At 56.0% G+C, this 22,905-nt stretch carries 20 protein-coding genes; 8 read left to right on the forward strand and 12 right to left on the reverse strand.

Annotation, left to right across the window (positions count from 1 at the left end):
* The first annotated feature begins 14 nt into the window (after nt 1-14).
* Together ACH3PB_RS09330 and ACH3PB_RS09335 are read left to right on the forward strand one after the other, a co-directional pair.
* Nucleotides 15-788 (forward strand): hypothetical protein, encoded by a 774-nt coding sequence (locus ACH3PB_RS09330; RefSeq protein WP_416399189.1) that lies wholly within the window; start codon nt 15-17, stop codon nt 786-788.
* Between the two features lie 230 nt (nt 789-1,018).
* Nucleotides 1,019-1,354, forward strand: coding sequence for a hypothetical protein (locus ACH3PB_RS09335; RefSeq protein WP_416399190.1), 336 nt, complete (start codon nt 1,019-1,021; stop codon nt 1,352-1,354).
* Nucleotides 1,355-1,625: 271 nt separating this feature from the next.
* Here the strand turns inward: ACH3PB_RS09335 and ACH3PB_RS09340 are convergent, their stop codons facing one another.
* The 9 genes from ACH3PB_RS09340 to ACH3PB_RS09380 all read right to left on the reverse strand — a co-directional run bounded on the left by ACH3PB_RS09340 (nt 1,626) and on the right by ACH3PB_RS09380 (nt 12,344).
* Entirely contained in the window at nt 1,626-2,822 is a 1,197-nt protein-coding gene (locus ACH3PB_RS09340) for a lytic polysaccharide monooxygenase (protein ID WP_416399191.1), read from the reverse strand.
* A 111-nt stretch (nt 2,823-2,933) separates the two neighbouring features.
* Nucleotides 2,934-4,724 carry a response regulator gene (locus ACH3PB_RS09345; protein ID WP_416399193.1) on the reverse strand — a complete coding sequence of 597 codons (1,791 nt, stop codon included), beginning with the start codon at nt 4,722-4,724 and terminating at the stop codon, nt 2,934-2,936.
* A gap of 6 nt (nt 4,725-4,730) precedes the next feature.
* Nucleotides 4,731-5,273: a heme NO-binding domain-containing protein gene (locus ACH3PB_RS09350; RefSeq protein WP_416399194.1), complete on the reverse strand. Its 543-nt coding sequence runs from the start codon at nt 5,271-5,273 to the stop codon at nt 4,731-4,733.
* Between the two features lie 65 nt (nt 5,274-5,338).
* Complete coding sequence (locus ACH3PB_RS09355) at nt 5,339-6,445, reverse strand: c-type cytochrome (protein WP_416399196.1); 1,107 nt, start codon at nt 6,443-6,445, stop codon at nt 5,339-5,341.
* Nucleotides 6,442-7,056 carry a cytochrome c oxidase assembly protein gene (locus ACH3PB_RS09360; RefSeq protein ID WP_416399198.1) on the reverse strand — a complete coding sequence of 205 codons (615 nt, stop codon included), beginning with the start codon at nt 7,054-7,056 and terminating at the stop codon, nt 6,442-6,444. The genes ACH3PB_RS09355 and ACH3PB_RS09360 overlap by 4 nt, the downstream gene beginning before the upstream one ends.
* Nucleotides 7,053-7,499, reverse strand: a complete 447-nt coding sequence (locus ACH3PB_RS09365) for a hypothetical protein (protein WP_416399199.1) — start codon at nt 7,497-7,499, stop codon at nt 7,053-7,055. The genes ACH3PB_RS09360 and ACH3PB_RS09365 overlap by 4 nt, the downstream gene beginning before the upstream one ends.
* On the reverse strand, nt 7,499-10,090 hold the full coding sequence (gene ctaD, locus ACH3PB_RS09370; protein ID WP_416399200.1) for a cytochrome c oxidase subunit I: 2,592 nt from the start codon (nt 10,088-10,090) through the stop codon (nt 7,499-7,501). The genes ACH3PB_RS09365 and ctaD overlap by 1 nt, the downstream gene beginning before the upstream one ends.
* Nucleotides 10,090-11,052, reverse strand: coding sequence for a cytochrome c oxidase subunit II (gene coxB, locus ACH3PB_RS09375; RefSeq protein WP_416399201.1), 963 nt, complete (start codon nt 11,050-11,052; stop codon nt 10,090-10,092). The genes ctaD and coxB overlap by 1 nt, the downstream gene beginning before the upstream one ends.
* 173 nt (nt 11,053-11,225) lie before the next feature.
* On the reverse strand, nt 11,226-12,344 hold the full coding sequence (locus ACH3PB_RS09380; protein ID WP_416399202.1) for a WG repeat-containing protein: 1,119 nt from the start codon (nt 12,342-12,344) through the stop codon (nt 11,226-11,228).
* Between the two features lie 229 nt (nt 12,345-12,573).
* On the opposite strand from ACH3PB_RS09380, the gene ACH3PB_RS09385 reads away from it, so the two are divergent.
* A complete protein-coding gene (locus ACH3PB_RS09385; protein ID WP_416399204.1) occupies nt 12,574-13,368 on the forward strand; it encodes an SDR family NAD(P)-dependent oxidoreductase in 795 nt (264 codons plus the stop codon).
* Between the two features lie 97 nt (nt 13,369-13,465).
* Nucleotides 13,466-13,864, forward strand: coding sequence for a hypothetical protein (locus tag ACH3PB_RS09390; protein ID WP_416399205.1), 399 nt, complete (start codon nt 13,466-13,468; stop codon nt 13,862-13,864).
* Here ACH3PB_RS09390 and ACH3PB_RS09395 read toward each other — a convergent pair.
* Complete coding sequence (locus ACH3PB_RS09395; protein ID WP_416399207.1) at nt 13,832-15,340, reverse strand: fatty acyl-CoA reductase; 1,509 nt, start codon at nt 15,338-15,340, stop codon at nt 13,832-13,834. The two genes, ACH3PB_RS09390 and ACH3PB_RS09395, sit on opposite strands and share 33 nt — an antisense overlap.
* A gap of 451 nt (nt 15,341-15,791) precedes the next feature.
* Between ACH3PB_RS09395 and ACH3PB_RS09400 the strand changes: the two genes are divergently transcribed.
* Nucleotides 15,792-16,541, forward strand: a complete 750-nt coding sequence (locus ACH3PB_RS09400) for a class I SAM-dependent methyltransferase (protein ID WP_416399209.1) — start codon at nt 15,792-15,794, stop codon at nt 16,539-16,541.
* A gap of 56 nt (nt 16,542-16,597) precedes the next feature.
* Nucleotides 16,598-17,620, forward strand: coding sequence for a DUF2156 domain-containing protein (locus tag ACH3PB_RS09405; RefSeq protein WP_416399210.1), 1,023 nt, complete (start codon nt 16,598-16,600; stop codon nt 17,618-17,620).
* A 36-nt stretch (nt 17,621-17,656) separates the two neighbouring features.
* On the opposite strand, the gene murI is transcribed toward ACH3PB_RS09405, so the two are convergent.
* Together murI and nudC are read right to left on the reverse strand one after the other, a co-directional pair.
* On the reverse strand, nt 17,657-18,514 hold the full coding sequence (gene murI, locus ACH3PB_RS09410; RefSeq protein ID WP_416399212.1) for a glutamate racemase: 858 nt from the start codon (nt 18,512-18,514) through the stop codon (nt 17,657-17,659).
* Nucleotides 18,515-18,520: 6 nt separating this feature from the next.
* Nucleotides 18,521-19,504, reverse strand: coding sequence for an NAD(+) diphosphatase (gene nudC / locus ACH3PB_RS09415; RefSeq protein WP_416399213.1), 984 nt, complete (start codon nt 19,502-19,504; stop codon nt 18,521-18,523).
* Nucleotides 19,505-19,703: 199 nt separating this feature from the next.
* On the opposite strand from nudC, the gene plsB reads away from it, so the two are divergent.
* Together plsB and ACH3PB_RS09425 are read left to right on the forward strand one after the other, a co-directional pair.
* Entirely contained in the window at nt 19,704-22,199 is a 2,496-nt protein-coding gene (gene plsB, locus ACH3PB_RS09420; RefSeq protein WP_416399214.1) for a glycerol-3-phosphate 1-O-acyltransferase PlsB, read from the forward strand.
* Nucleotides 22,199-22,900 carry a response regulator transcription factor gene (locus tag ACH3PB_RS09425; protein WP_416399216.1) on the forward strand — a complete coding sequence of 234 codons (702 nt, stop codon included), beginning with the start codon at nt 22,199-22,201 and terminating at the stop codon, nt 22,898-22,900. The genes plsB and ACH3PB_RS09425 overlap by 1 nt, the downstream gene beginning before the upstream one ends.
* Nucleotides 22,901-22,905: the final 5 nt, after the last annotated feature.

Genomic DNA, 22,905 nt, shown 5'->3' on the forward strand with positions numbered 1-22,905 from the left:
TCTGGCTGCCTGTGGTGGTGGAGGCAGCAGTCCGGCGGGATGCTGATGCAATCGGCATAGCGGAGTTTTCCTTTGATGCGGACAACCGACTCATCGGCGTGCTTTTTACCCGCACTGAAGGTAGCGAAACGAGCGTTCTCCAAGAGACCAGGACGTTCGAAAGCGGTCTGTTGCGAAAGATTGATACGACCGTCGCTCACAACTCTGTTTCTACAGTATTAGTAAATGAGCTGTTTTATAACGAAGGAAGACTTGCCTCCTACACAAGCACCGACCAGAGTTCGGACGGTAGCAGTGGAGATAATGAAAACTACAAGGTTCAATACAATTTGGAAGGGCAAGTCTCAACATTGACACTTGAAGTCGACGGATCAGAAAGAGAGCGACACGACTTTACATGGCGACCGGATGATCAGCTGCAGCTCATAAGTTCCACCAGTTCGGCCGGTAGCGCCACGCTTGAATTCAGCTACAACGCTAAGGGGCAGCTGCAGTTCACTCAAAAAACGCTGGCGGGGGTTGGTGCTGAGTTCAACGAGTTTTTCGCAGATTATAATTACACGTTGCATCGTAAGTACGACAACCGTGGGCGCGTTGCCAGCCTCGACATTGACATACACTCTGACAGCGTTATTGATGGAACAGTGGTCTTTGAATGGGAAGACGGCGCCTGTGTGCCTTTCATTGATCTCGACCCTGAAGGACTGCCTGGGTATGTGAGAAATGCTGGTGTCCCTTATGAGCCTGGCTCTGGAATTGTTCTGTCAACTTATTGCTCCGATAAATAGTTGACTTGCTCTGGCTGATCGATGACGTTTCGGCCGGCAGGCCGGATCATCGCTACAACTAATCCCACGCTATTCGTTTAGAATGTCCCCGGAGGCACCCTGCCTCCAGGGCATCCACGACTCCGCCTTACAACACTTGGCTATCCCACGCACATGCTGCTTTAATGGGGCTCGGTATTTTACCGACTAGTTGCCTCGTTCGACGTAAATAATGACTGGATAACTTGCCAATGAGTCAGATTGTTCGTCACTGCAAACCGACGATGATAAGTGCCTGCCTCACGCTATCCTTGTGTTTGCAAAGCGTGGCTGGTGCTTGGGCCGAGTCAGAAGTGGTGGATATTAGCGTCGGGGACTGGCCACCATTTATCGATGAGAAGCGGCCTCATAATGGCTTTATCGCACATCTGATAAGTGAAGTATTCGCCGAGGCAGGCTATACAGTCAGATACCATTTCAGACCGTGGAATCGCGCTTATCAGGAAGCTGCAACCGGCCAACGTGATGCCACAGCAGTATGGATGCATGAGCTACTCACAAACAGAATTTTCAGCGACTTCTGTTGAGTCGCATCGACCTCGTTCCCGAAGAAATCCATGTTGGTTACAACAGCTTGCGCCGTGATCTACCTCCCGAGCAGACGGAAAAAATAACACATCACCCGAAGCCGTTTCTGAAAAACCAGAGTTATGTGCTATTTCCTCGGGCTAGCCCAGAAAGTTTGAAATTGATGAAGTTGTTCAATGAACATCTGCGAAAATTCAGAAAGAGCGGTCGTTACCGCTCTTTCTTTGAAAATTTCGAAGCTGGTCTCTACGACAGCCCGAAGTAATCGCGTTACTTGAACCAGGCATCCTGCCAGTGCGAGCCGGTACCCGGCGTATACTGGTGAGCCTTTATCGTACACCAGCCGCTATAGGGAAAGGGTTTGCAGGTGTAAACGTCGCCATCGCTGCCAAGCACTTTCGTACCTGCCGTGTAGCCTGAAATCCCATCTGGATAAACATGGTCGTAGTCACTGCTGCCGCCATTGTCGCCACCGCCGTTACCACCATCGCCGCCGTCACCGCCGCCATCGTCAGCCTTGTCGATCGAGATCTCGACCCGACGAATAGAGGAGTCGGCCGGTGCGTAGATCTCATTCTTGCCATTGGCGATCTCGAAGCTGCCATCCGCTCGTAGTCGCCCTGCCCTGATCACGTCCGACTCGGCGTTGATCTTTTCAGCCAGTGCCGCTGGCCAGGCAAATTGCCCACCTTCGGCCATGCTGTTGATCGGTAGCCTGACTTCCTGACCAGTATTTTCGCCCTGCCCATCGAAAACCCTGGCCCGCACGAGGTCCCCAACCGCCAGCGACATCAAAGGATTGATATCGCCCACATCGAGCCAGCTCACACCAGGCTCGCCACCGCCGTCTCCACCACCGTTATCTCCGCCGCCGCCATTGCCAGCCAGGTTCACATCGATGACGTTGTAGAAGGCATTCGTGGTATCGCCGATGTCCCAGACCGCCAGGATGACATGATAACCGTTGCGGTCTGGCACGTTACAGTTATGGTTGACCTGCTTGGGTGGCTGCTGCTGATTGCCCGATACGCTACAGAATGGCTGCAGATCGAAAGACTGCCGGCTCAGCGCCGCATTGACGTTCCAGCCCGGCTTGGTGATGAAATAGCGCCAGTTGGAGGTACTGTGATTGGCAGTAAAGGTCCAGCTGAAGGTGTTCTGGCCAGGTCTCATGCTCTGCTTGGACCAGCGGTTGGCGGACTGCGCATCCAACGGTGAAAACTGTGCCAGTCCCGCGCTGGCAATCTTGCCGTCAGCCGGTCCGGATTGAGGGAAGCCCTTCGGTGCTTCCAGACTCTGTGGTTCCCAGATGATCGCGCCGCAATTTGTGTTATCACCAAGTTTGCAGGCGTAGTTTCGGCTCGTCGGGCTGGTTACGTAGCCGTGTGCAAGAACCTGTTGAGCGATACCGAGAAGAGGCACAGCGGTGGCGAAAGCCAGGGCTGTGAGTCGTGTTGTTGAAGTCATGGCGTCAAATTCCGTCTGGACTCGAATGAAGTCCTTATTGGAACAGCTTAGGGCCCGTGACTACCATGAGACCAAAGATCGAAATTTCAGGGGCTCCATCAATCCTTTGGCCTAGTACTCTGCTGGCAATAGCTCCTCCAGTACCTTGAACAGCTCATCACGTCGAATGGGCTTGGTGAGATGAGCAACCATCCCGGCGGCGAGGCTCTTCTGAATATCGCCAATTTCAGCATAGGCTGTCATTGCGATGATGGGGATTGTGGCCAGTCTGCCACCACGTGCATGAATCTGTCTAGACGCAGTCAGCCCGTCCATCACAGGCATCTGGACATCCATGAGAATGACATCGTAAGTATTCACCTCGGCCAGTGCCAGCGCTTCGAGACCATTGCTACAGGTATCGACCGAGAATCCAGCAAGCCGCAGAAACTCCATACCGATTTCGCGGTTGGCGGCGTTGTCGTCCACGAGCAGCACGCATCGGCCATCGAACGGCCTCTGCAGCTTGCGCCCACTCGGTGCCATCTCTGGCTCTGCCTGTTGCACGGCCGTTGCCACGCCTACACTGAACAAATGTCGAATGGCTGCGGACAGCTCGGGCAAATGCACAGGCTTGGCGATCACGTGATCGAAAGCCTCGGCAGCGTTCTGCCTGTGCATGCTGGTCAGGGCCCAGATCTGCGGCACCGACCGCCCCTGCTTCTTCAAGTTGTTCGCGAGACGACTGGCCGTCCTGTCGTCGGCCTGACCATCAAGAAACTGGTCGATGATGATCAGGTCAACCGGCTCACCATCTGACTCCAGACGCGTCAAGGCTGCTTCGGCCTCTTCTGCATCATATGCGCAGATGATGCTGCCAAAGTAATCCAGCGACTGCAGTTGCTCACGCAGGACGGTTGCGGCTGTAACGTTGTCATCCACAATGAGCAAGCTTTTAGGCACTCCGGATTCGACTCCCTGAATATCGAGCCCTTCGGCAATCTTTGGTCGCGGGTCCGCAAACGGAAGTCTCACTGTAAAACTGAAGGTTGAGCCCTGCCCCGGCTCACTCTGGACACGAATTTCACCCCCCATCGCTACGGCGAAATGCTTACAGATGGACAGTCCCAGACCGGTACCGCCGAACTTTCTCGTGATGGAATTGTCGGCCTGGCTGAATGGCAGAAAAATTCTGTCGATCTGATCGCTGGTCAAGCCGACGCCAGTATCGGTGACAGCGATGGTGATGGCTTCCGCATCCGACTGATCACGCTCAGCCTTGAGCACGATTTCACCAACTTCGGTGAACTTCACCGCATTGCTCAGTAGATTGTTCAGCACTTGCCGAAGCCGCGTCGGGTCGCCCACGACGAGCCTCGGCAGACTCGGTGAGGCGGCCACTATCAGCTCGACCCCCTTCTGCTGGGCGAGCATCTGAATACCGTCAGCGCTATTGGCGAGCAATTCAGTAAGATCGAATGGAATGGCTTCGAGTTCAATCTCGCCGGTCTCGATCTTGCTGACGTCAAGGATATCGTTAATGATCGTGAGCAGAAGCTCGCCGGAGGTTCGGGCCGTGTCCAGCAGCCTACGCTGACGTTTGTCGAGCCGCTCGTCACTGAGTAGCGAAATGAAACCTAGCAAAGCGTTCATCGGGGTGCGTATTTCATGGCTCATATGGGCGAGAAAAAGCGTTTTGGTTTCGCTATGAGCAATGGCCTGATCACGCGCCACCTTCAGTTCGCTGGTGCGCTGCTGTACCTGCGCCTCAAGATCCTCGGTAAGCGAAGTCAGTTCCTGATTTGCCACATAGAGCTCGCGGCTCTTGGATTCGAGCAGCGCTTCGGCCTGTTCCCTTGCCGCTTGCTCACGTTCGTAACGCCTCCTTAAGCGGCGGAGCTCCTCCTGATGCTGCTCGGACATGCGAACTCAGACCCGCCGAAGCCTGAACAGCACAGAACTGGCACCATATGTACTGTGATCTTCCCGGCTGATGTCGAACTGCTCGCCATAATGCATCATGGTGCCCTGGATGAGCCCATGGGCAAGATCAGCAAGTTTTCTCACGGACTGATAGTGCAGTTCGAATGTATCTTCATTGAGCTGCGAATAGGAAAATTTCGGCAGCTCTGCATCAGGGTAAAGCTTCATGACCTCTACATGAATATGATCATCGATTCGCTTGAGGAATGAGAATGTATTTGGACACTCGTCAAAAAAACCCTTGAACTTGACTGCGAAGGCCGCGGCCAAATGCTGACCGAAATCGAAGACAAGCTGTGACTCTGCCAGTCCCGTCCTATTACTGAGTGCCCCAACAAGCCTCACGAGTTCATCAGCCTCATAGGTTCCGACAGCTGTATAAACCCCACCTGACGCGAGCGGTGTCCGGTCGAAAACATCGTCCATCATCGCCTCACCGAAGCGCAGGTCGACCATGTTCATGAACTCTCTGAATACGATACCTTTCATGGCACCCGTCACCTAAGAAGAGTTGAATGCTCAGTATAACCTACCTCGCAGGAATGCGGCGCCTGTCACGGAAGGTCTAAAGCAGGCGCCAGCGATGCATAATACGCAGCCAGGCTCTGCATCTGCGCTTTATCGAGGTGGGGCACCACTTCATGCATGAGCCTCGCGCGTTCGGATCCACCGCGGCTATCCGATTTAAACAGTTCCAGTTGACGCAGGATGTAGCCTTCGTGCTGGCCGGCCAGTGCCGGAAATAGCTCAGATCGTTCGACAGGATATGGCCCATGGCATGCGTTGCAGGCGGGTACATCACGGTGCTCGGACTCACCTGCGGCAATCTTCGCGCCAGCGGCGATCAGGTCCGCTGACCTGTCCACGCCTTCTGTCGGCGGCACTGCAGGAGCAGTCCGCCCTGATATCTTGCCGACTACTTCTGCCAGTGTATCGATCTCCTCGTCAGACAGTAGCGAGGCAACTTGCTGCATGATTCCGCTGTGCCGCTCGCCGCTGCGATACGCCAGCAGGGACGCCTTGATATAGGCCTCGTTGAGCAGATCGAGCCTCGGGACATAGCTCGCCTCTACACCTAGTCCTACAGGCCCATGACAGACCTGGCAGCGCTGCCGGTACGTCTGTAAAGACGCCAGGCCTGGCTGCTGCGTTGCATCCTGTGTCAGCATGGCATCATAGGCAGCCGCGTCCATCTCCGTTACGCGGTTCAGAAAGGCGACCACGGGCCATACCTCATCGCTACGTTCCAGGGTCGGCCAGGCGGGCATACCGCTCATCTTCACACCATTTTTGACAATCCAGAACAACTCAGCCGGATTCCAGTTCTCCACTGCACCCTGTATCGGCGGTGGCATGGGCACCATATGTTGAACTGTCGCGCTGGACGCCTGCCCCGGCACGCCATGACACATCACGCAGGCGCTATCGTAATGCCCAGCACCAAGCTGCACGAGCCCTTCATCAGTCAAGTCGGGCACGGTATCAACGGAGGGGGCGCGCAGATCCACGGAATTGCGATAGGTTGTGTGCAAAATCCAGTATACCCCTGGAAGATGGCCTTGCCGTGCCGAAACATTGAAGAGCCCCAAGCCAACGACGGCACACGCAGCTATCAGTGCCAGCAGGATCAGGCAGAGCGTGAATACGACATATCGCTTCATGAAAAGACCTCGGCTTTCAGCGACCGGCGCAGCAACACCAGGGCGCCAAGAATATAAATGGGCGTGCCGATTGCGAGCATGATCATGCCACCCATCTGTTGATCCTGCAGAGCCATTGCGCTCGATGCGGCCAGGCTCTCAACCGCCGCATCATGCAGATAGAGCGCTCGTGGACTCAATATCAGCAAGGCGCCAAGCATGGTCATGTGCATGGAGGTCAACAGCAGGCCACCAACACCGGCCATAGCCTGCCCCGGCTGCAGCACCGAGCCCCAGATAAGTATGCCGGCGCCTAGAAACATGCTTTGCTCCAGCAGATAGACCAGCATCGAATGCGCCGCTGCTGCATGCAGGTCAGGCAAATGCCATCCCCACACGACGAGGAATTCGATCAGCGTAGCCAGCAACGGAGACAGGGCTACGCTACAGAGCAGGCTGGGGAACATAAAGACGAGCAAAGGCGAGACGAGCGTGACCAGTATGATGTGCTGCAGCATATGATGGCTGAACGGTGCCGGCGAAGGTAGCCACGTCAGCGCCAGGAGCCAGAGCAGCATCAGCAAGGCCAGCGCGATGCTACCGTATAGTTTATTGCCCAACTGACGCTTCACAGGCAGGTCTTCATGAACAGCGCTGGTAGCGCGACATATACCACGCCGATGAAGGCGACGATGCCAAGCATGAAGGCTGCGTGTCCCAGAAATTCATGTCGGTCTTCCTCGAAGGCCAGGCCATGGCTGTAGTCGAAGTCATCGAGGAAATCCCACTGTTTCCAGGCTCGCCAGCCCGTGACGCCGATACCGACTAGCGCGATGACAGTCACTACTGCGATGACGATACGCAGGATCTGCAGCCAATCGGCGTTGCCGCCCAACTTGGCGCAGACCATTGCTGTGAGCCCATAGCAGACCAGGAAATGCAGAATCCAAATCAGAGGACCCAAGGTGATCAACCACAAACTATCGCTTTCCTCGGCAAAGGTCTTGCGCTCCTCGTCCTCGCGAAGTGACGCTTCGTCAGCGGATTTGGCGACTTCAGTCTTGCGCTCGACCATTAGACCAACCTCGGCAATACGCCCAGCGTGAGTACGGTGACGGCCGTGATCACGCAGAGGAAGTGCCAGAACAGGCAAACGTTCACCAGAATCGCATCATAGCGCGGCGTCAGTTTGCCAAAGAGCGAAGCGGCCAGCGTGTAGCCCTGCATCAACAGCCCCACGCCAATGTGGAAGGTGGTCCAGACCATCAGTGCCCATACGGTTGCGGGATAGACATGACTGGTAGGTTCCAGTTCGCGACTGCTTACCGCGTAAATCAGACTTGCGCCTGCGACTATTGTGAGGCCGGTGGAAGCGATCAACGACATGCGTGCGCGTCCTACATGGTCGTGTCGGTTCCAGTGCCTGGCCAACAGCATCAGTGCCCAGGCCGTACCAACGGCGAGCGCAGTCAGGCCGAGTAGCCATGGGTCGGCATGATCACTCCCTGGCGGAGGGAAATCAGGCTTGCTCGTCCAGTAGAAGAACACGCCAAATATGAGACTGGCAAAGGCCGTGATCGCAGCAAGCATGGTGATCCACATCCCCCACCACCCGGGCGCCTGCGGCCCAGAGGCATACACCGGCAAACGCAGGTCGAGTCCGACATCCTTCTGCGGCTGCTCAGGAATCAGCGCTGTGGAGGACCATAGCCAGTACATGACACACACCACTGCAAACACCGCTGAAATCATGGCCGGCGTATACAGGTGGAAGGTCGGCAGGATGAAGGCGCCACCGGTAAAAATCGCCGCCCACATTGTGACCCAGGCAGGCCCCGTAACGCGCTGACAAAGCACCGGCCGCGCATCGAGCACAGTAGTCACCAGCGTCTCACGCTTGCCCTCGGCAGCATCCGGCAGGTAATAGCGACCGGCGTCCATACGATCGACCAACTTCTTCTGATCCCACAGTGGATAGCGACTGGTGATGAAGGGAATGGAACGCACGCCCCAGGCCTGATCCGGAATATCGTGCGACCACTCGAGGGTGCCCGCATTCCAGGGGTTGCGCGGTGGCTGTCCCTGCTTACCCTTCGGCCGGAGCAGGTCATAGACGAACACAACGAAACCGCTGGCGACGATGAAGGCGCCTATTGTCGAGAGCATATTCAACCAGTCCCAGCCCAGCCCTTCCTGGTAGGTATACACGCGCCGGGGCATGCCTTTCAGCCCGGTCAGATGCATTGGCAGAAAAGTGACATTAAAGCCGACGAACAGGAGCCAGAACGCGATACGCCCCAGCCGGTCGGACATCTGCTTCTTGGTAAAAAACGAGTAGAAGTAATACACGCCGCCGATAACGGGAAACACCATGCCGCCGAAGAGTGTGTAATGCAGATGAGCGACGATAAAGTAGGTATCGTGCACCTGCCAGTCGAAGGGTGCTAGCGCGATCATGACCCCTGTCAGCCCGCCGATGGTGAATATGGCGAGCGCACCGGCGATATAGAGCATCGGCACATTTACCTTGACCCGCCCGACCATGAGCGTGGCGAGGAAGGCAAACAGCTGTATACCGGTTGGAATGACCACTGCTTCGGACGCCGCAGAGAAGAAGCCCAGCGAGAGCGCGGGCAGCCCTGTGGTGAACATGTGATGCACCCACAGCCCGAACGACAGGAAGCCGGTGCCAACGGCAGACACGACGATCCAGGAATAGCCAACGATGGGCCGCTGCGCGACGGTGGGAATGACCATCGCAGCGATGGCAATCGATGGCAGGAAGACGATATACACCTCAGGATGCCCGAAGATCCAGAACAGGTGCTGCCACAACATGGGATCGCCACCGCGTGTGGGATCGAAGAAGGGCCAGTCCATGCTGCGCTCGAGCTCGAAGAGGAAGTCACCAGCGATCAGCGGAGGGAACGCAAACACGATCATGCCGCCGACGACGAGCACATACCAGGCGTATAGCGGCATGAGGTTAATGCGCATGCCAGGCGGACGACACTTGAGCACGCCCACGATAAGCTCGACTGCCGCCGCTATGGAAGCCACTTCGATGAACGACAAGCCCAGCAGCCAGATGTCCGATCCAATACCGGAATATTGGGTGGCCAGCGGTGGATACATGAACCAGCCGGCATCAGGTGCGGCATCAAACAGTAAGGACCCCATCACAAAGATGCCACCGATGACGAAGCACCAGAAGCCGTAGGCAGACAGCCGAGGGAAAGGCATATCCCTCGCGCCCAGGAAGGCCGGTAGCAACAGGATCGAGATGGCCTCGAACATCGGTACCGCGAACAGGAACATCATCGCGGAGCCGTGCATGGTGAAGAACTGGTTGAAGGTATTGGCGGACAGGAAATCGTTCTCAGGAACAGCCAGTTGCACGCGCATCATCAATGCCAAAACGCCCGCGAGCAGCATGAAGAACAGCGCGGTGAGCGAATACCACTTGCCCACTTCCGAGTTATTGACGGCAGACCAGTAGCGCCAGCCCTTCGGCGTTGCCCAGACCGCCCTCAGTCTGTCGGCGGACTGCTGCTGAAACTCCCGATCGACCGGGGCTTCGAGCATGGCTTCAGTAGGCGGATAGGTGCCCTCTGGTGCAAGCGTGTCCGAGAGTGCCTTACTCTTTCCCGTGGTTTCGTCAGCCACTAGCGAAGCCCCTCCAGATAATGCCCAAGCGCATTGAGCTCTTCCCGGCTGAGCATGTCATATGATGGCATTTTCACCCCTGGCTTGATGTGTTTGGTTTCGCTCAGCCACCGCACGAATGCATCCTGCGTCACCGGCAAAGTTCCTGCCGCCAGTGTTTCTCGTCCGCCAACATGGGTTAGATCCGGGCCCACCCGTCCGCTCGCAGGCGTACCTCGAACGGAATGGCAAGCACCGCAGCCTTGTGCTTGAAAGACTGCCAACCCTCGCTCAGCGAGCTCATCTGCCGGCGGCTGCGCCGGCGCAGCCTGCTGCTCAAGCCAGGCGTCGAATTCATCTTCAGGCATGACCACCGCCTTGAAAGCCATTCGCGCATGCGATTCGCCACAGAACTCTGCGCACTGCCCCCTGAATGTGCCGACCCGCTGCGGCTCGAGCGCCAGACGCGTCTCACGCAACGGAAACATATCCATCTTGCCGGCGAGCGCCGGAATCCAGAAGGAGTGAATTACCTTGGCGGCAGTGAGTTTTACTTCCGTACGCTGGTTCAGTGGCAGGCGAATTTCGTTGGCGGAGACAATTGGCTGATCTGCACCCTTGGGCCAATACTCGACCCGCCACCACCACTGCTCGCCCGTGACCTTGAGCACGAGATCGTCCCCCGCCTCACGTTGTTCAGGCATCATCATGAGGCCATAGCTCAGCAAACCCGCCAGCACCACTGTTGGAAAAACGATACCGCCACCAATAATGAGAGCCTCGGCGAGACGGCGCGACATGGAGCGGGTATTGAGGCGAGTGACGTAGAAAAACAGCCCGTTGACGAGCAGCCAAAGCACTACGGCGCCGGCGAACAGCACCCAGAAGAGTTCGGCAAGTGTAGAGGCCTCCTTGCCAGCAGGATCCAATACCGACTGCATGCCCCCGCAGCCAGTCAGGTAGACGATGCAGAGCAGTAGCATGAACCGGATGCCGCTGCATAAGCACCTGATGGGTAGCGGGGCAGGAAAGATCGATGTCAAGTCAGCGTTACCATGCAGCCAAATTCTGGAGCGAGAATAGCTCCGGGACCAAAGCAGCTGTTACGTTAACTTTCCGTCACGAGCTCAGCAGGGCTGGGTATTTTCTGCGGAGGTCACTCCGTCGCATCCTGGGCAAGACAGCTCACTTCGAGGGCCACAGCGGCTTCACTATCAAACACCTGGACGTTCGGCGACTCATCGACGCCGAGTGATATGCAGCGGGCAAGGCAGCCATTGCGGCTATTACAGCCACTAAGCGCCAGATATTGCTGCTGCCCAAGTGGCAACAGTCGAGTATCGGGGAACTGAAAGAACAGTAGCCCCTCCCCCTTGCGATCAATAAGCGCATATTGATCCGGCTCCTGGCTGTACTGGACGAAGGCCAGACCATCCCTGAACGGTGCGGCATTGATGAATTGTGCGGAAATAACGACATTTCCTCGCTCGTCGACGTACCCGAAGCGTTGATCAAATCGCAGCAACGACAGGCCCTCTTCATAATCGCCGCTGATGCGGGCACCGACAGGCAGTTCCCTGATACGGTTGCCATTTTCGTCGATGAGCCAGGTTCGCGTGGGCTCATCCGACGTTTCGACGAAGGCTGATCCTTCGGTGAAATCGCCGACTTTGACAAACTGCGGGACCACGATAAGCCGCTGTTGAGCGATACTGTAATAGCCCCACCTGTTGTCGAACCGTACCGCCTGCAAATCACTATCCGGATTAGGGCGTGCCTCATCGAACTTCAGGGGCACAACCAGCTGACCAGCCCTGTCTTGCAGGCCGCATAGGCTGCGACCAAAGCGGTTGCGTTCACAAAGTGCGATGAGCGCCTGCGTGGGTTGCTCATCCTTCACTGCCTGTGCGGCAGACGTTGCTGAACTGTCCTCAGAAGCAGTAACTTCTGCCGAGGCACGGAACATGGCTTCAACATCGTCGGGTGCCGGCGGCCAGAAACGGAAACGGCTGTCTTCGACTGGCGCTAGTTGGAGCTCCCTGAACGACTCACAATGCGCGCGGCCAGCCTTCACCGGCCTCACCTGATATATCTGCGTGGTTGGCTCATCCTCATCAGTGTCCTCATCGACGTCGTCCACATCTTGGTCCGCTCCGGCTTCAGCACCGACTGTACAGCGCGGTGGCAATGTCGTGAGAATCGTAGGGCCTTCCAGGGCAAGTGCATGCGTAGGCGTGGTTTCAGCCCGTAAATTTGCACACAAGATGAATGTCATCAGGCCGACGAGTGTCCAGCGGACCAGGCACCGAAGATCTGGGGCAGCAACGCTCGCAGTAAATATTGTGATCATAAGGCGTATCAGGGACTACGGTACAAAGTGAATAAGACTGGCCGATACGGTACCCGATTTCGTATCAAGTTATTGTAATCCCGACCATCTCGGAGCCTGCGGAATGTACCTAGAGTCCCGCAGGTCGAGGCCTCTCTTACCGAGGTTACCCCCAATGTCGCCGCATCATGACTTCAACTTCGCCCTGCCAGAACAGCAGTGGACAAACGAACCGATCAGGGCGGTGGTGACTGGCAGTAGCGGTGGCATTGGTAGCGCGATTGTGAGCGCCTTGCTATCTGCCGATGAGAGCAAAGTCGCGAAGGTTTTTACGGTAGATAGAAGCAGCGCGAAGTCCTGTGCATTCCCAAACGAACGTCGCCTCATTCGACTCGAAACCGATTTTGCCGATCCCGCAAGCTATCAACGCTTGGCGACCCGGATTCATGAGCATACCAGCCAGATCAACCTCGTCATCAACTGTATCGGTCTGCTGCATAGCGAAGACGTCAGGCCGGAGAAATCTCTCAGGCAGGTGGCTCTGCCCCAGCTGCACGCGCTTTTCGCGGCGAACGCTTTCCCTGTTCTCCTATTGGCTCAGGCGCTCGAGAGCCTGCTGAAGCACAAGGGTACATCTGTTTTCGCGTCACTGTCCGCCAGAGTGGGCAGCCTTGCCGACAACCGAACCGGTGGGTGGTACGGCTATCGCGCCAGCAAGGCCGCGCACAATATGTTCCTGAAGACGCTTGCACTGGAGTGGGGTGTCAAGTTGCCCCACTGCGTATGCGTAGCACTGCATCCAGGCACCGTAAACACCAGCCTGAGCAAGCCCTTCGTGACTGCCAATTATCAGAAAACACTACACTCGCCTGAATCGGCAGCCGGGCATCTGCTTGCTCGCATCGGAGAGCTGAGACCGGTGGATAGCGGCCAGTTCATCGCCTGGAATGGTGAACGGCTGCCGTGGTAGTGCGGCGGCAAGGCAACTTGAGCGGATCGGTCCGGCACGTTAAGGTGGTCGGCTAAGCAAATTGCGGATAGCAAACACATCAGGAACGGAGTTGAGAATGACGGACAGACAGAAAGAAGCACCTGCCAATTCAATGGATGCGAACAATCTTTACGAGGAAGCAGTATTCACTGATCAGAAGGTGGGCACGATTCGGCGGATGACGCCGGTAACCAGCGAAGGTGAGAAAGATCCCGGCCGTACTACACTCTACTTCGGCCAGGCGCAGATGATGACACCAGCAGGCGCCATTCCGCTTAATTTCGAACTGCAGGCCGAATCGCTATCCGAAGCGGTGGCCGGCTTTGCAGAGGCTGCCCAACAATCCATGCAGGATACGATGAAGGAGCTGCAGGAATACCGCCGTCAGCAGGCTTCTTCAATCGTGGTTCCTGGTCAGGAAGGTGTAGCCGGCCCAGGTGGTTTACCCGGCAGCGGAAAGATTCAGCTCCGTTAAGCCTTCACCACCGACCGCCTCTTCGGGCTTTCTCGGCTTCAGCGCGTAACGGTTCAAACCCGGAATATGCACGTTGCGCATGTAATGCTTCCAATCGAACGTCGCTGGATCCACAGGGAACATCTTCTGCTCTTCAGCGCTGAGGCGCTTGGAGAGCGAAAGCATCTCTGACATATCGAACACATAGTTCGGCGACGTGTAGAAGGAGAATATCATCGCCAGTTTATTGGTCGCTTCTATCTTCTTCTGCTCGTTCGGTGCAATGCCACTGAGCATGCCCTTAAGCTTGAGTCCCGCACTCACGCCAGACAGCATCAGCTTGAAAGCCGGTCTTGGCAGTACGATAAACGGTCGCTGAGGTCGACGATAAAACAGCCGATCGTGCGCCGCATGATTCGTTTGCGCCTCCTCACTGACATGTTCCACAAGCTCGTTGATCGTCACCGGATTGCGCTGGCTGCTGCCTACCTGATAAATCCTCCTGCCGGAGGTCAGCGTGAGCAGCTCTGCTGCGGCCGTGATGATGCCATTGGCAACCAGGTCGGCTGGAATGACATCGATGACCGACTTCTTCCGACCAGGAAAGAAAGTGACGCGTTCCCTGGCGTAGGCCAGAATCAGGGCATCAGCCACTTTCACGCCTTCGATCCAGCCTGGTACAGGACTGGCCAGAGTGCTTTCAACGATTGCCGGTCTCACGACCGTTAAACGCCCGCTATCACCGAAGTGGTTGTACAGCAGCTGTTCCCCCAGCCACTTGGTCATGGTGTAGGTATCGTTCCAGCCACGCAGCCTCGACTCCTCTACCCCAAGCTCGATGAGCGCATGTTCGGCTGCTTCCGAGTCCACTGCAGCTGCCTTTACCGCAGCAGCGGCGCTTTGCAGATGTCGCAGTAACGCATCGACTTCGAAACAACCACCGGCTCGCGCTTCCACACCAGCTTCACCTACCGGAGCGTTATTCTGCTCGAAGATGACACCAGGTCGCTTGCCATGAACATAGCAGGTGGACACCTGCAAAAACTTACAACGCCCGTTTACGTCAGCCAGCGACATCAATGACTGCAGACTGAACGTATTGATCGACAATGCCTGATCAAGCGCTTCGCGGAAGTTAACACTTGCCGCAGAATTTATTATCAAATCCAGTTCCCTACCGAGCGCTTCAAACGCTTCGGCACCCAATCCCAGCGATGGCTGGGTCAATTCCCCCGCGACACAGCTGACGTCAACCAGTCGCTTCTCGAGATCGCCCTTCTCACGCAAGTTGTCGAAAATCGACGAGCTGAGTACTTCCTGCTCGAACCGCTGTCGTGGATCGGTAAACTTGCTTGAGCCACGGAGCAGCAGTTTGATTTTCAGGCCTACAGGGCCCTCCGCCAGCAACCGCTCGAGCACAACCTTGCCGAGAAATCCACTGACGCCTGTGATAAGCACAGTCTTGTTTGCGAGACTTGTAGCGATACTAAAAGACATAGAAACTCCCGTTCCATTCTGATTGATTGTCATCCTTGTTAACCCATCCACGCCTGTGATCGACGTCACATTTGGCATGATGGTCCAATGGTACAGATCAATAGTTGTTTTTGGTATCTGCCGTACAGCTGAAGTAGACGCCGATTCGGGGCAGTCTGGCAAGGCTTGTCAACAAGCGCTGCCGCGTCCTGTGAAACCCGCCTCAATCGGTTATCCGTTTGTAGGACAATCTATTTCAGATTATTGAAATTACAGCATTTTTTGTTTCTGCATTACAAGCTTTTCGTAGCGTTTTGCGGCCTGTCTCACAGTTCTCTTACAGTCGGTAACATAGTATGGCTTCAGCTTTCATGGCGTCTTCAATCCATCGAAGTGCTTGAATCAACCAGCGAGTCATCCGACGGATGGACACATCAGTCACCACGACTCCATAGAATTTGGATACAGCATTATGCAAAGCGCCCAACAGCCAGTTCAGTCAGCCAACTCACCTGCCTCTACCGCAGCACGCCCTGCCGAAGCGCGAGACAAGTACAGGTTCGTCGGTCCGGTCTATGATCTGCTCAGCGCTTTCTACAGCGGCAAGGCCATACACGAAGCCAAGGTCGCGATGCTTGACGAAGCCAATCTCAAGGCTGGCGACAGTGTCCTGTTCGCCGGTGTCGGTCATGGCAAGGATGCGATACATGCTGCTGAAAGAGGCGCTCGTGTCACAGTGGTCGATCTGTCCGAGACCATGTTGCGCAAGTTTGATGACGAACTGGTTAAGCAGGGCAAGACGCATCTCGATATCCGCCGCGTCCAGGCCGACATCTTCAAGTTCGAAGAGTTCGGTCAGTACGACATGGTGGTGGGCAACTTCTTCCTGAACGTCTTCAGTGAAGACATGATGGATCGTGTACTGAAGCAACTCATCGATCTCGCAAAAGACGATGGCAAAATCGTTGTTGGTGACTTCGCCTTGCCACAGGGCAACATCCTGCGCCGACAGTTTCAGAAGGCTTACTGGTACGTCGCCGTGTCGCTATTCTGGCTCACTGCGGGTAACGCTCTGCACAATATCTACGATTATCCTGCAGCCATGCGTCGCGCCGGTCTTGAAATTAAGTCCATCAAGCGTTTCAGCTTTGCGGGCCTGGCCAACTACTGGTCCATCCTTGGCGACAAGCAGGCCATTGCAGCTGCGAAGGCCAAGGCCTGAATCAAATACGATAGAACAACTATAAAATCCTTAAGAGTCAGTCAGAGGTGAATGCCATGAGCCAGTCGAGTCTTGTTCTTGACCTGAGTAGTACGCTGGATCTTCCCAATAGCGGTATCGGCAAATTCAGCTTTGCTGAACGCGTGCAGATGCTGAAGCAGCATGGGATTCACTCGCAGGCTTTTTCGACCCTGCAGCCGAATATGGAATTTTTCGACGTGCCCGGCGTCGGCTACATCGCCTTCATGCGCCAGTGGTCACAGATCTTCGTTCTGGCCGATCCGGTCTCTGCGCCAGAGCAGTTCGCCCTGATGCTCGAGCTGTTCAACAAGCGCTTTCCAAATGCGGTTTACTTGCAGGTGACCAAACCCGTCGCGACTTATCTGAACGAGCGTCACAACTTCTACGGTACTCAGCTTGGCTCCGAGATCCGCATTGATCTCGCGAAGTGGTCGCTGAGCGGCAAGAAGAAGCAGGTTATCCGTACTGCGCTGAACCAGTCTGAAAAACAGGGCATCACAGTTCAGGAACGCTATAGCGACGACCACACCCGCGAAATATCCGACGCCTGGATCAAGACGCGCAAGTGCAAGAAAAAGGAAATTCGTTTCTTCATCCGTCCCATGCAGATGGAGTACAAGGAGAATGAACGTCATTTCTATGCCTATCAGGATGGCAAGGCCGTGGGCTTCGTGTATTTCGATCCGATCTACAAGAACAACGAAATTATCAGCTATGTGCCGAACATCTCGCGCGCCTGTGCCGACTTCAAACAGGGCATTTTCTACACCCTGATCGTCCACGCGATGGAGCAATTCAAGGCTGAAGGTGTACCCTTTCTAGACCTTGGCCTGGTGCCGCTGATGTTCGATGGGCCCGATGAGCCTCAGGAATCCAAGCTGCTGAAAAAAGCACTTAGACTCACTTATGAGAAAGGCAGCTTCCTGTACAACTTCAAGGGGCTGGAGTTTACGAAGTCACGCTTCAGAGGTGATGTTCACAGGATATACACCTGTCATCGACGTGGCATTCCGGCTCTCGAGTTCCTGACAGTCTTCAAACTCGCCCGGCTGATCTGACGCCGCACCCATAACGACAGGTCGAGCGGCTCAACTCTACTTGAACCGCTCGATGCTATCAAAGCCCATTCGGCGCATGGCAGCTCGCCACTGCTCGTCGACCACCGCAATGCGTTGCCGGTCGGCACCCGCAGCCGGCTTCGGCTCGGTGTACAGTAGCACGTGATGCGCCCGTCGTTCTTGCCCCCCCAGGCCCGCCTCCCCTGTTGCGACTTCAGCCCACAGGGCATTTACCCTGCGACAGATAGCTGCCGTTGAATCGACCCATGCGGCCTCTGGAAGCGCCTTTTCAAACTCAGCTCGCAGCAATGGAAAGTGAGTGCAACCGAGCACCACCTGATCACAAGCGGCTTCGCGGAAGGGCTCGATAATTGCGGTAAGCTGCTCAGCATCGTCCTGCTGCTGAACGCTTTCTCCGCCCCAATTCCGAATTCGCCGCTCAGCCATATGCACCAGCTCTGAGCTACCGACCCTGACGACCGTGCAGTGCGCAGCAAACTGCTCGACAAGCCGGTCAATATAACTGCGCTTGATAGTGCCTGGCGTGGCCAGCAAGCCTATACGGTGCTGTCGGCTGGCCGCGGCAGCGACCTTGATTGCAGGCACAACGCCGACGAAAGGCAGCGGGAACTGAGCGCGGAGTGCATCCAGCACCACGGTGCTGGCAGTGTTGCAGGCAATGACAACGATCTTTGGCTGCCACATTTCGACACAACGCCCTACGAGGTGGCGTAGACGGTCTATCAACGCTGCTTCGGTCTGCTCACCGTAGGGGTAATGATTGAAATCAGCGAGGTAGACCGTCTCCAGTGCCGGCATGGTGGCCGTCAGTGCCTGCCAGATGCTCAGCCCGCCGCTACCTGAATCCATCACCAGGACATCACAGGTCGACATTGGCACTCAATAGCCTCTTTGAGCGCGAAGCTCGTCGACGGCCAGACGTATCAAGCGGCCGGATATGGTCAGCTTGGGTGGAACTGGTGGCAGATCATCGATGCTGAACCACTGCGCATCCTCTATCTCACCCGGCTCCGGGACAATGTCGCCCGATTCGTACTCTGCCAGAAACCCGAGCATCAACTGATGTGGAAAAGGCCAGGCCTCGGATTCGATGTAGCGTATTGATCTGAGCAGAACGCCGGTTTCTTCACGAACCTCACGATGCACGGTCATTTCCACAGACTCGCCCGGATCGACGAAGCCTGCCACGCAGCTATAGAGGCCACGGCTTTTCAAGGCCACGTTCTGCGCCAGTAACAACTCGCCAGGCCGATGAACGGCAGCGATCATGCAAGGCGCCACCCGAGGATAGACAGGCTTGACGCAGTTGCTGCAGAACAGCGCCAACTCGGTGGCTGAAGTCTCGAGACGGCCACCGCACTGTTCACAGTACCGCGTCTGCAGTACCCAGTGACTCCACTGAACCAGACGGTTGAATAGCCTGTGTTCGGAGCGGTCGAGCTGGAACAGCGCAGTTCTCAGGGGCACAAGAGCATGGCCATCTGGCAGGTCGAGCGCCTCAAGCTGCACTTGGTCTACTGCAAGCACCGGCAAGGTCCCGAGCTCTGGCGAGCTGGCGTTCAACAGCGGCGGGGCGGCCAGCGCGGCGTCAGGATAGACCTCGAAGTGCCCCACCTCGACGCCGTCCAGGACCATGAGCGCATTGGCAAAGTCATCCATCGGTAACTGAAGCGCGGAGTGCCTGTAGTCAGACGCATCCAGGATTGTGCTTTCGGACAGGACGATGTGCGAGTTCGACAGTAGCATGAACCGAGCACCGGCACTTCGGGGCAGGAGTGAGGCGGTATATGGCACTCGACCATAAAATCCGGAGCGGCCGGCAACTGCACCTGGTGGCGTAAGCAGGGCGTCAAATTTTGGCAAGGCAGACTCCTCTTGTACTGCGAGCGGCCCGCCAGACTGGCGAGCAGAAAAAAGCCGGTTAAAGAGTAGGAAGACTTTGCTACACTTGCCGCCCAAGATGCTCTGATAAGGTGATTGAGTACCGGATGATAGCGCGCCGGCTCGCATACTTCATCATTGCCAGAACACGCGCTGAGCTACCGGGCCTGATAACAGAAACATGCATATCATAAGTTCCTACTTCTTTACCCTGCTACGCAAGATCCTTTTCCTCTGGGTGCGTACCGATGTTATTGGCAATGACGCCAGTAAACTGGGCCTCGATCCAGCCAGACCAGTGGTGTACGTGCTACAACACAAGTCGCTCAGCAGCCGACTGGTCCTCGAGCAGGAGATTTTGAAGGCTGGCATGCCCAGTTCACAGGCTGCGCTGCATCTGGGCAGTGAAACGCTGCGCAGAAGCCATTTCTTTCTCTACCAGAAACGCGGTCGAACCTTCCGCAAGCGCCCCTCGCCAACCATAAGCGATCGATTACGGAGGCTCATCGAAGCCAGTCATACCAACGAACTCGATGTTCAGGTCGTGCCAGTCACGCTGTACTGGGGTCGGGCGCCCGAGAAAGAAAAGTCACTGTTCAAGTTGCTGTTGACGGATGCCTGGTCAGTTGGTGGCCGTCTCAAACAGCTTTTCGTCATACTGGTTCATGGCAAGAACGTCTTCCTGCAGTTCAGCAAGCCAGTCTCGCTGAGTCATATCCTGGAAGGCAGCCCTGATACCGCACGCGCCACTCGAAAGACTGCCAGACTGCTGCGGGTCCATTTCCGGCTTATGCGTCAGGCTGTGGTCGGGCCGGATCTGTCGCACCGCAGAACACTGGTTTCACGTCTGATCCGTATGCCGGAAGTCGAACTCGCCATCGAACGGGAGATGCGCACGGCCAAGATCGATCGTGAAAAAGCCACACTACGCGCGAAGAAATACGCGGAGGAAATTGCCTCTAACGTCTCGATTGGCGCCGTACAATTCCTCGACATTGTATTGTCATGGGTCTGGAACAAGATCTACAACGGTGTGGCTGTCAACAACATCGAAGCTGTGAAGGATGTGGCACAGAAAGGCAGCGTTATCTATGTGCCGTGTCATCGAAGCCATATCGATTATTTGCTGCTGAGCTATGTGCTCTACAACAATGGATTGATGGTTCCGCACATTGCCGCCGGTATCAATCTCAATATGCCGGTGCTCGGCTCTCTGCTCCGTCGCGGCGGGGCATTCTTCATGCGTCGTACCTTCAAGAGCAACCAGCTGTACGCGGCAGTGTTTACCGAATATATGCATTCCATGTTTGTGAAGGGCTTCCCGGTCGAATATTTCGTCGAAGGTGGCCGCAGTCGCACAGGCAGAACACTGGCTCCTAAGGCCGGCATGGTGGCGATGACGGTTCGCTCCTATCTGCGGGAGCCAAAAAAGGAACTGATTTTCGTACCGGTGTACGTCGGCTATGAAAAGATTCTGGAAGCCGGTTCCTATCTCGGCGAACTTCGTGGCAAGAAGAAACAGCAGGAGTCGCTGTTTTCGGTGTTCAAGTCCATCAAGAATCTGCGTAACACCTTCGGCCAGGTCAGCGTCAACTTCGGTCAGCCGATGTATCTGTCTCAAATTCTGAACGAGCATCGGCCAGACTGGCGAGAGCAGCCATTACAAGCCACTGACCGTCCAAACTGGCTCAAGCCCGTGGTCGACGACGTAGCCGATCGCATAGTTGTCGGCATCAACGCGGCTGCAGCACTCAACCCGGTCAACATTCTTTCGACCTTCCTGCTCGCCACGCCCAGGCAGTCAATCGATGCCACCATTCTGGTCCGGCAAAGTGAGCTGTTGGTGGGCCTGTTGCGAGCCTGTCCGTATAGCGCTGAGATGACCTGCCCAGACGTAGATGGCCCGCGCTGGATCGACTATCTGGTCGAAATGGGGCTGGTCGAGATACGGCCGCAGAAGCTCGGCGATATCGTCCAGCTGGATGCACGCAACGCAATCCTGCTCACTTATTATCGCAACAACATTCTGCACCTGCTGGCGCTGCCAGGGCTGATTGCCACCTTCTTCCAGCATGAGAACGAACTGAAGTCAGAGCGTCTGCACTGGATGATGTCTTCGATCTATCCCTACATCAGATCGGAGCTGTTCCTGCGCTGGTCTGAAGACGAACTGCCTGCGCGCGTGGATGCGTGGCTGGCGGCGCTCATCGATGCTGGCATGCTTTCAAGTAGCGGAGATGTCTATCACGCACCGCCGCCGGGCTCGCTGCAGGCGGTGTGTCTGCAGAGCCTGGCCAGAAGCATTCTGCCAACGCTCGAACGCTATTACACAGTGATTGCCATATTGCGACGCCATGGCTCTGGTCGACTCACCGACCTCGAACTTGAAGAGCGTAGTACGGCCATGGCCGAGCGTATGTCGATCCTTTACGGCCTCAACGCGCCGGAGTTCTTCGACAAGACACTGTTCCGGAATTTCATCCACACGCTTCGCTCACAGCGGGTGGTTAGCCACAATGAAGAAGGTTTTATCGTATACAATCGGAAACTGGACCGCATAGCAGACGAGGCGCGATTTGTGCTCGATTCAGATCTCCGACAAAGCATCATCGAAGTCGCTGAAGACCAGGTGACACATCGCTCAGGCTCCGCTTCGGGAGCCGGAGCGGCTGCCTGATGTCAGCAAGCGTGGAGGCCGATATGAGACCAGTGCTGAGCGTTCTGTCAGTCGATGACCATCCTATCTACAGCCAGGGTCTGGCGCTGGCTCTCCATGCCATGAAAAACAGTCGGGTCCGAAACGATCACGGTCCCCTGCGTTTCGAATACGCCGATTCGCTACATGCCGCATCAGCGCGGCTCCAGCGAGAGCCAGGCTTTGATCTCCTGTTGCTGGACATGATGTTACCCGATGGCAATGGCCATGAACTGCTCGCACATCTGCAGCGAAATCAGCCGGATTTGCCTGTGGTCATTCTGTCGGCCAATGATTCACCCAGTGACGTCACGATGGCCATCAGTGCGGGGGCGAACGGCTTCATCAGTAAATCCGCACCACTGGCAGAGGTCGACCAGGCACTGAGTGATGTGCTGTCGAGGAAGATCGTCACGCCTTCGAATTATTCACGCTCCGCCCCTACGGAAGCAACGCTGCAACTGGATGAAGCTGTGCCGAATCTGACGCCCAGGCAGATCGAGGTACTCGGGCTATTGGCCAGAGGTCTGCCCAACAAGAGGATAGCGAGCATTCTTCAGTGTCAGGAAGATACCGTGAAAAGTCATCTCAAGGCGCTGTTCAACAAGCTGGAAGCGCACAATCGCACCGAGTGTGTGCGACGAGGCTTTCAGCTCGGCCTTCTTGGGCATAACGACAGCTGAACGTC

Source organism: Allohahella sp. A8, assembly GCF_047946665.1.
Lineage (GTDB): Bacteria > Pseudomonadota > Gammaproteobacteria > Pseudomonadales > Oleiphilaceae > Allohahella.

Coding starts and splice junctions, on each gene's coding strand:
- ACH3PB_RS09390 (WP_416399205.1), top strand. CDS start 13,466: ATGACGGACAGACAGAAAGAAGCACCTGCCAATTCAATGGATGCGAAC.
- plsB (WP_416399214.1), top strand. CDS start 19,704: ATGCATATCATAAGTTCCTACTTCTTTACCCTGCTACGCAAGATCCTT.
- ACH3PB_RS09405 (WP_416399210.1), top strand. CDS start 16,598: ATGAGCCAGTCGAGTCTTGTTCTTGACCTGAGTAGTACGCTGGATCTT.
- ACH3PB_RS09340 (WP_416399191.1), bottom strand. CDS start 2,822: ATGACTTCAACAACACGACTCACAGCCCTGGCTTTCGCCACCGCTGTG.
- ACH3PB_RS09395 (WP_416399207.1), bottom strand. CDS start 15,340: ATGTCTTTTAGTATCGCTACAAGTCTCGCAAACAAGACTGTGCTTATC.
- ACH3PB_RS09355 (WP_416399196.1), bottom strand. CDS start 6,445: ATGAAGCGATATGTCGTATTCACGCTCTGCCTGATCCTGCTGGCACTG.
- ACH3PB_RS09345 (WP_416399193.1), bottom strand. CDS start 4,724: ATGTCCGAGCAGCATCAGGAGGAGCTCCGCCGCTTAAGGAGGCGTTAC.
- ACH3PB_RS09350 (WP_416399194.1), bottom strand. CDS start 5,273: ATGAAAGGTATCGTATTCAGAGAGTTCATGAACATGGTCGACCTGCGC.
- ACH3PB_RS09425 (WP_416399216.1), top strand. CDS start 22,199: ATGTCAGCAAGCGTGGAGGCCGATATGAGACCAGTGCTGAGCGTTCTG.
- coxB (WP_416399201.1), bottom strand. CDS start 11,052: ATGCTACTGCTCTGCATCGTCTACCTGACTGGCTGCGGGGGCATGCAG.
- ACH3PB_RS09365 (WP_416399199.1), bottom strand. CDS start 7,499: ATGGTCGAGCGCAAGACTGAAGTCGCCAAATCCGCTGACGAAGCGTCA.
- ACH3PB_RS09400 (WP_416399209.1), top strand. CDS start 15,792: ATGCAAAGCGCCCAACAGCCAGTTCAGTCAGCCAACTCACCTGCCTCT.
- ACH3PB_RS09380 (WP_416399202.1), bottom strand. CDS start 12,344: ATGACATTCATCTTGTGTGCAAATTTACGGGCTGAAACCACGCCTACG.
- ACH3PB_RS09335 (WP_416399190.1), top strand. CDS start 1,019: ATGAGTCAGATTGTTCGTCACTGCAAACCGACGATGATAAGTGCCTGC.
- ACH3PB_RS09385 (WP_416399204.1), top strand. CDS start 12,574: ATGTCGCCGCATCATGACTTCAACTTCGCCCTGCCAGAACAGCAGTGG.
- murI (WP_416399212.1), bottom strand. CDS start 18,514: ATGTCGACCTGTGATGTCCTGGTGATGGATTCAGGTAGCGGCGGGCTG.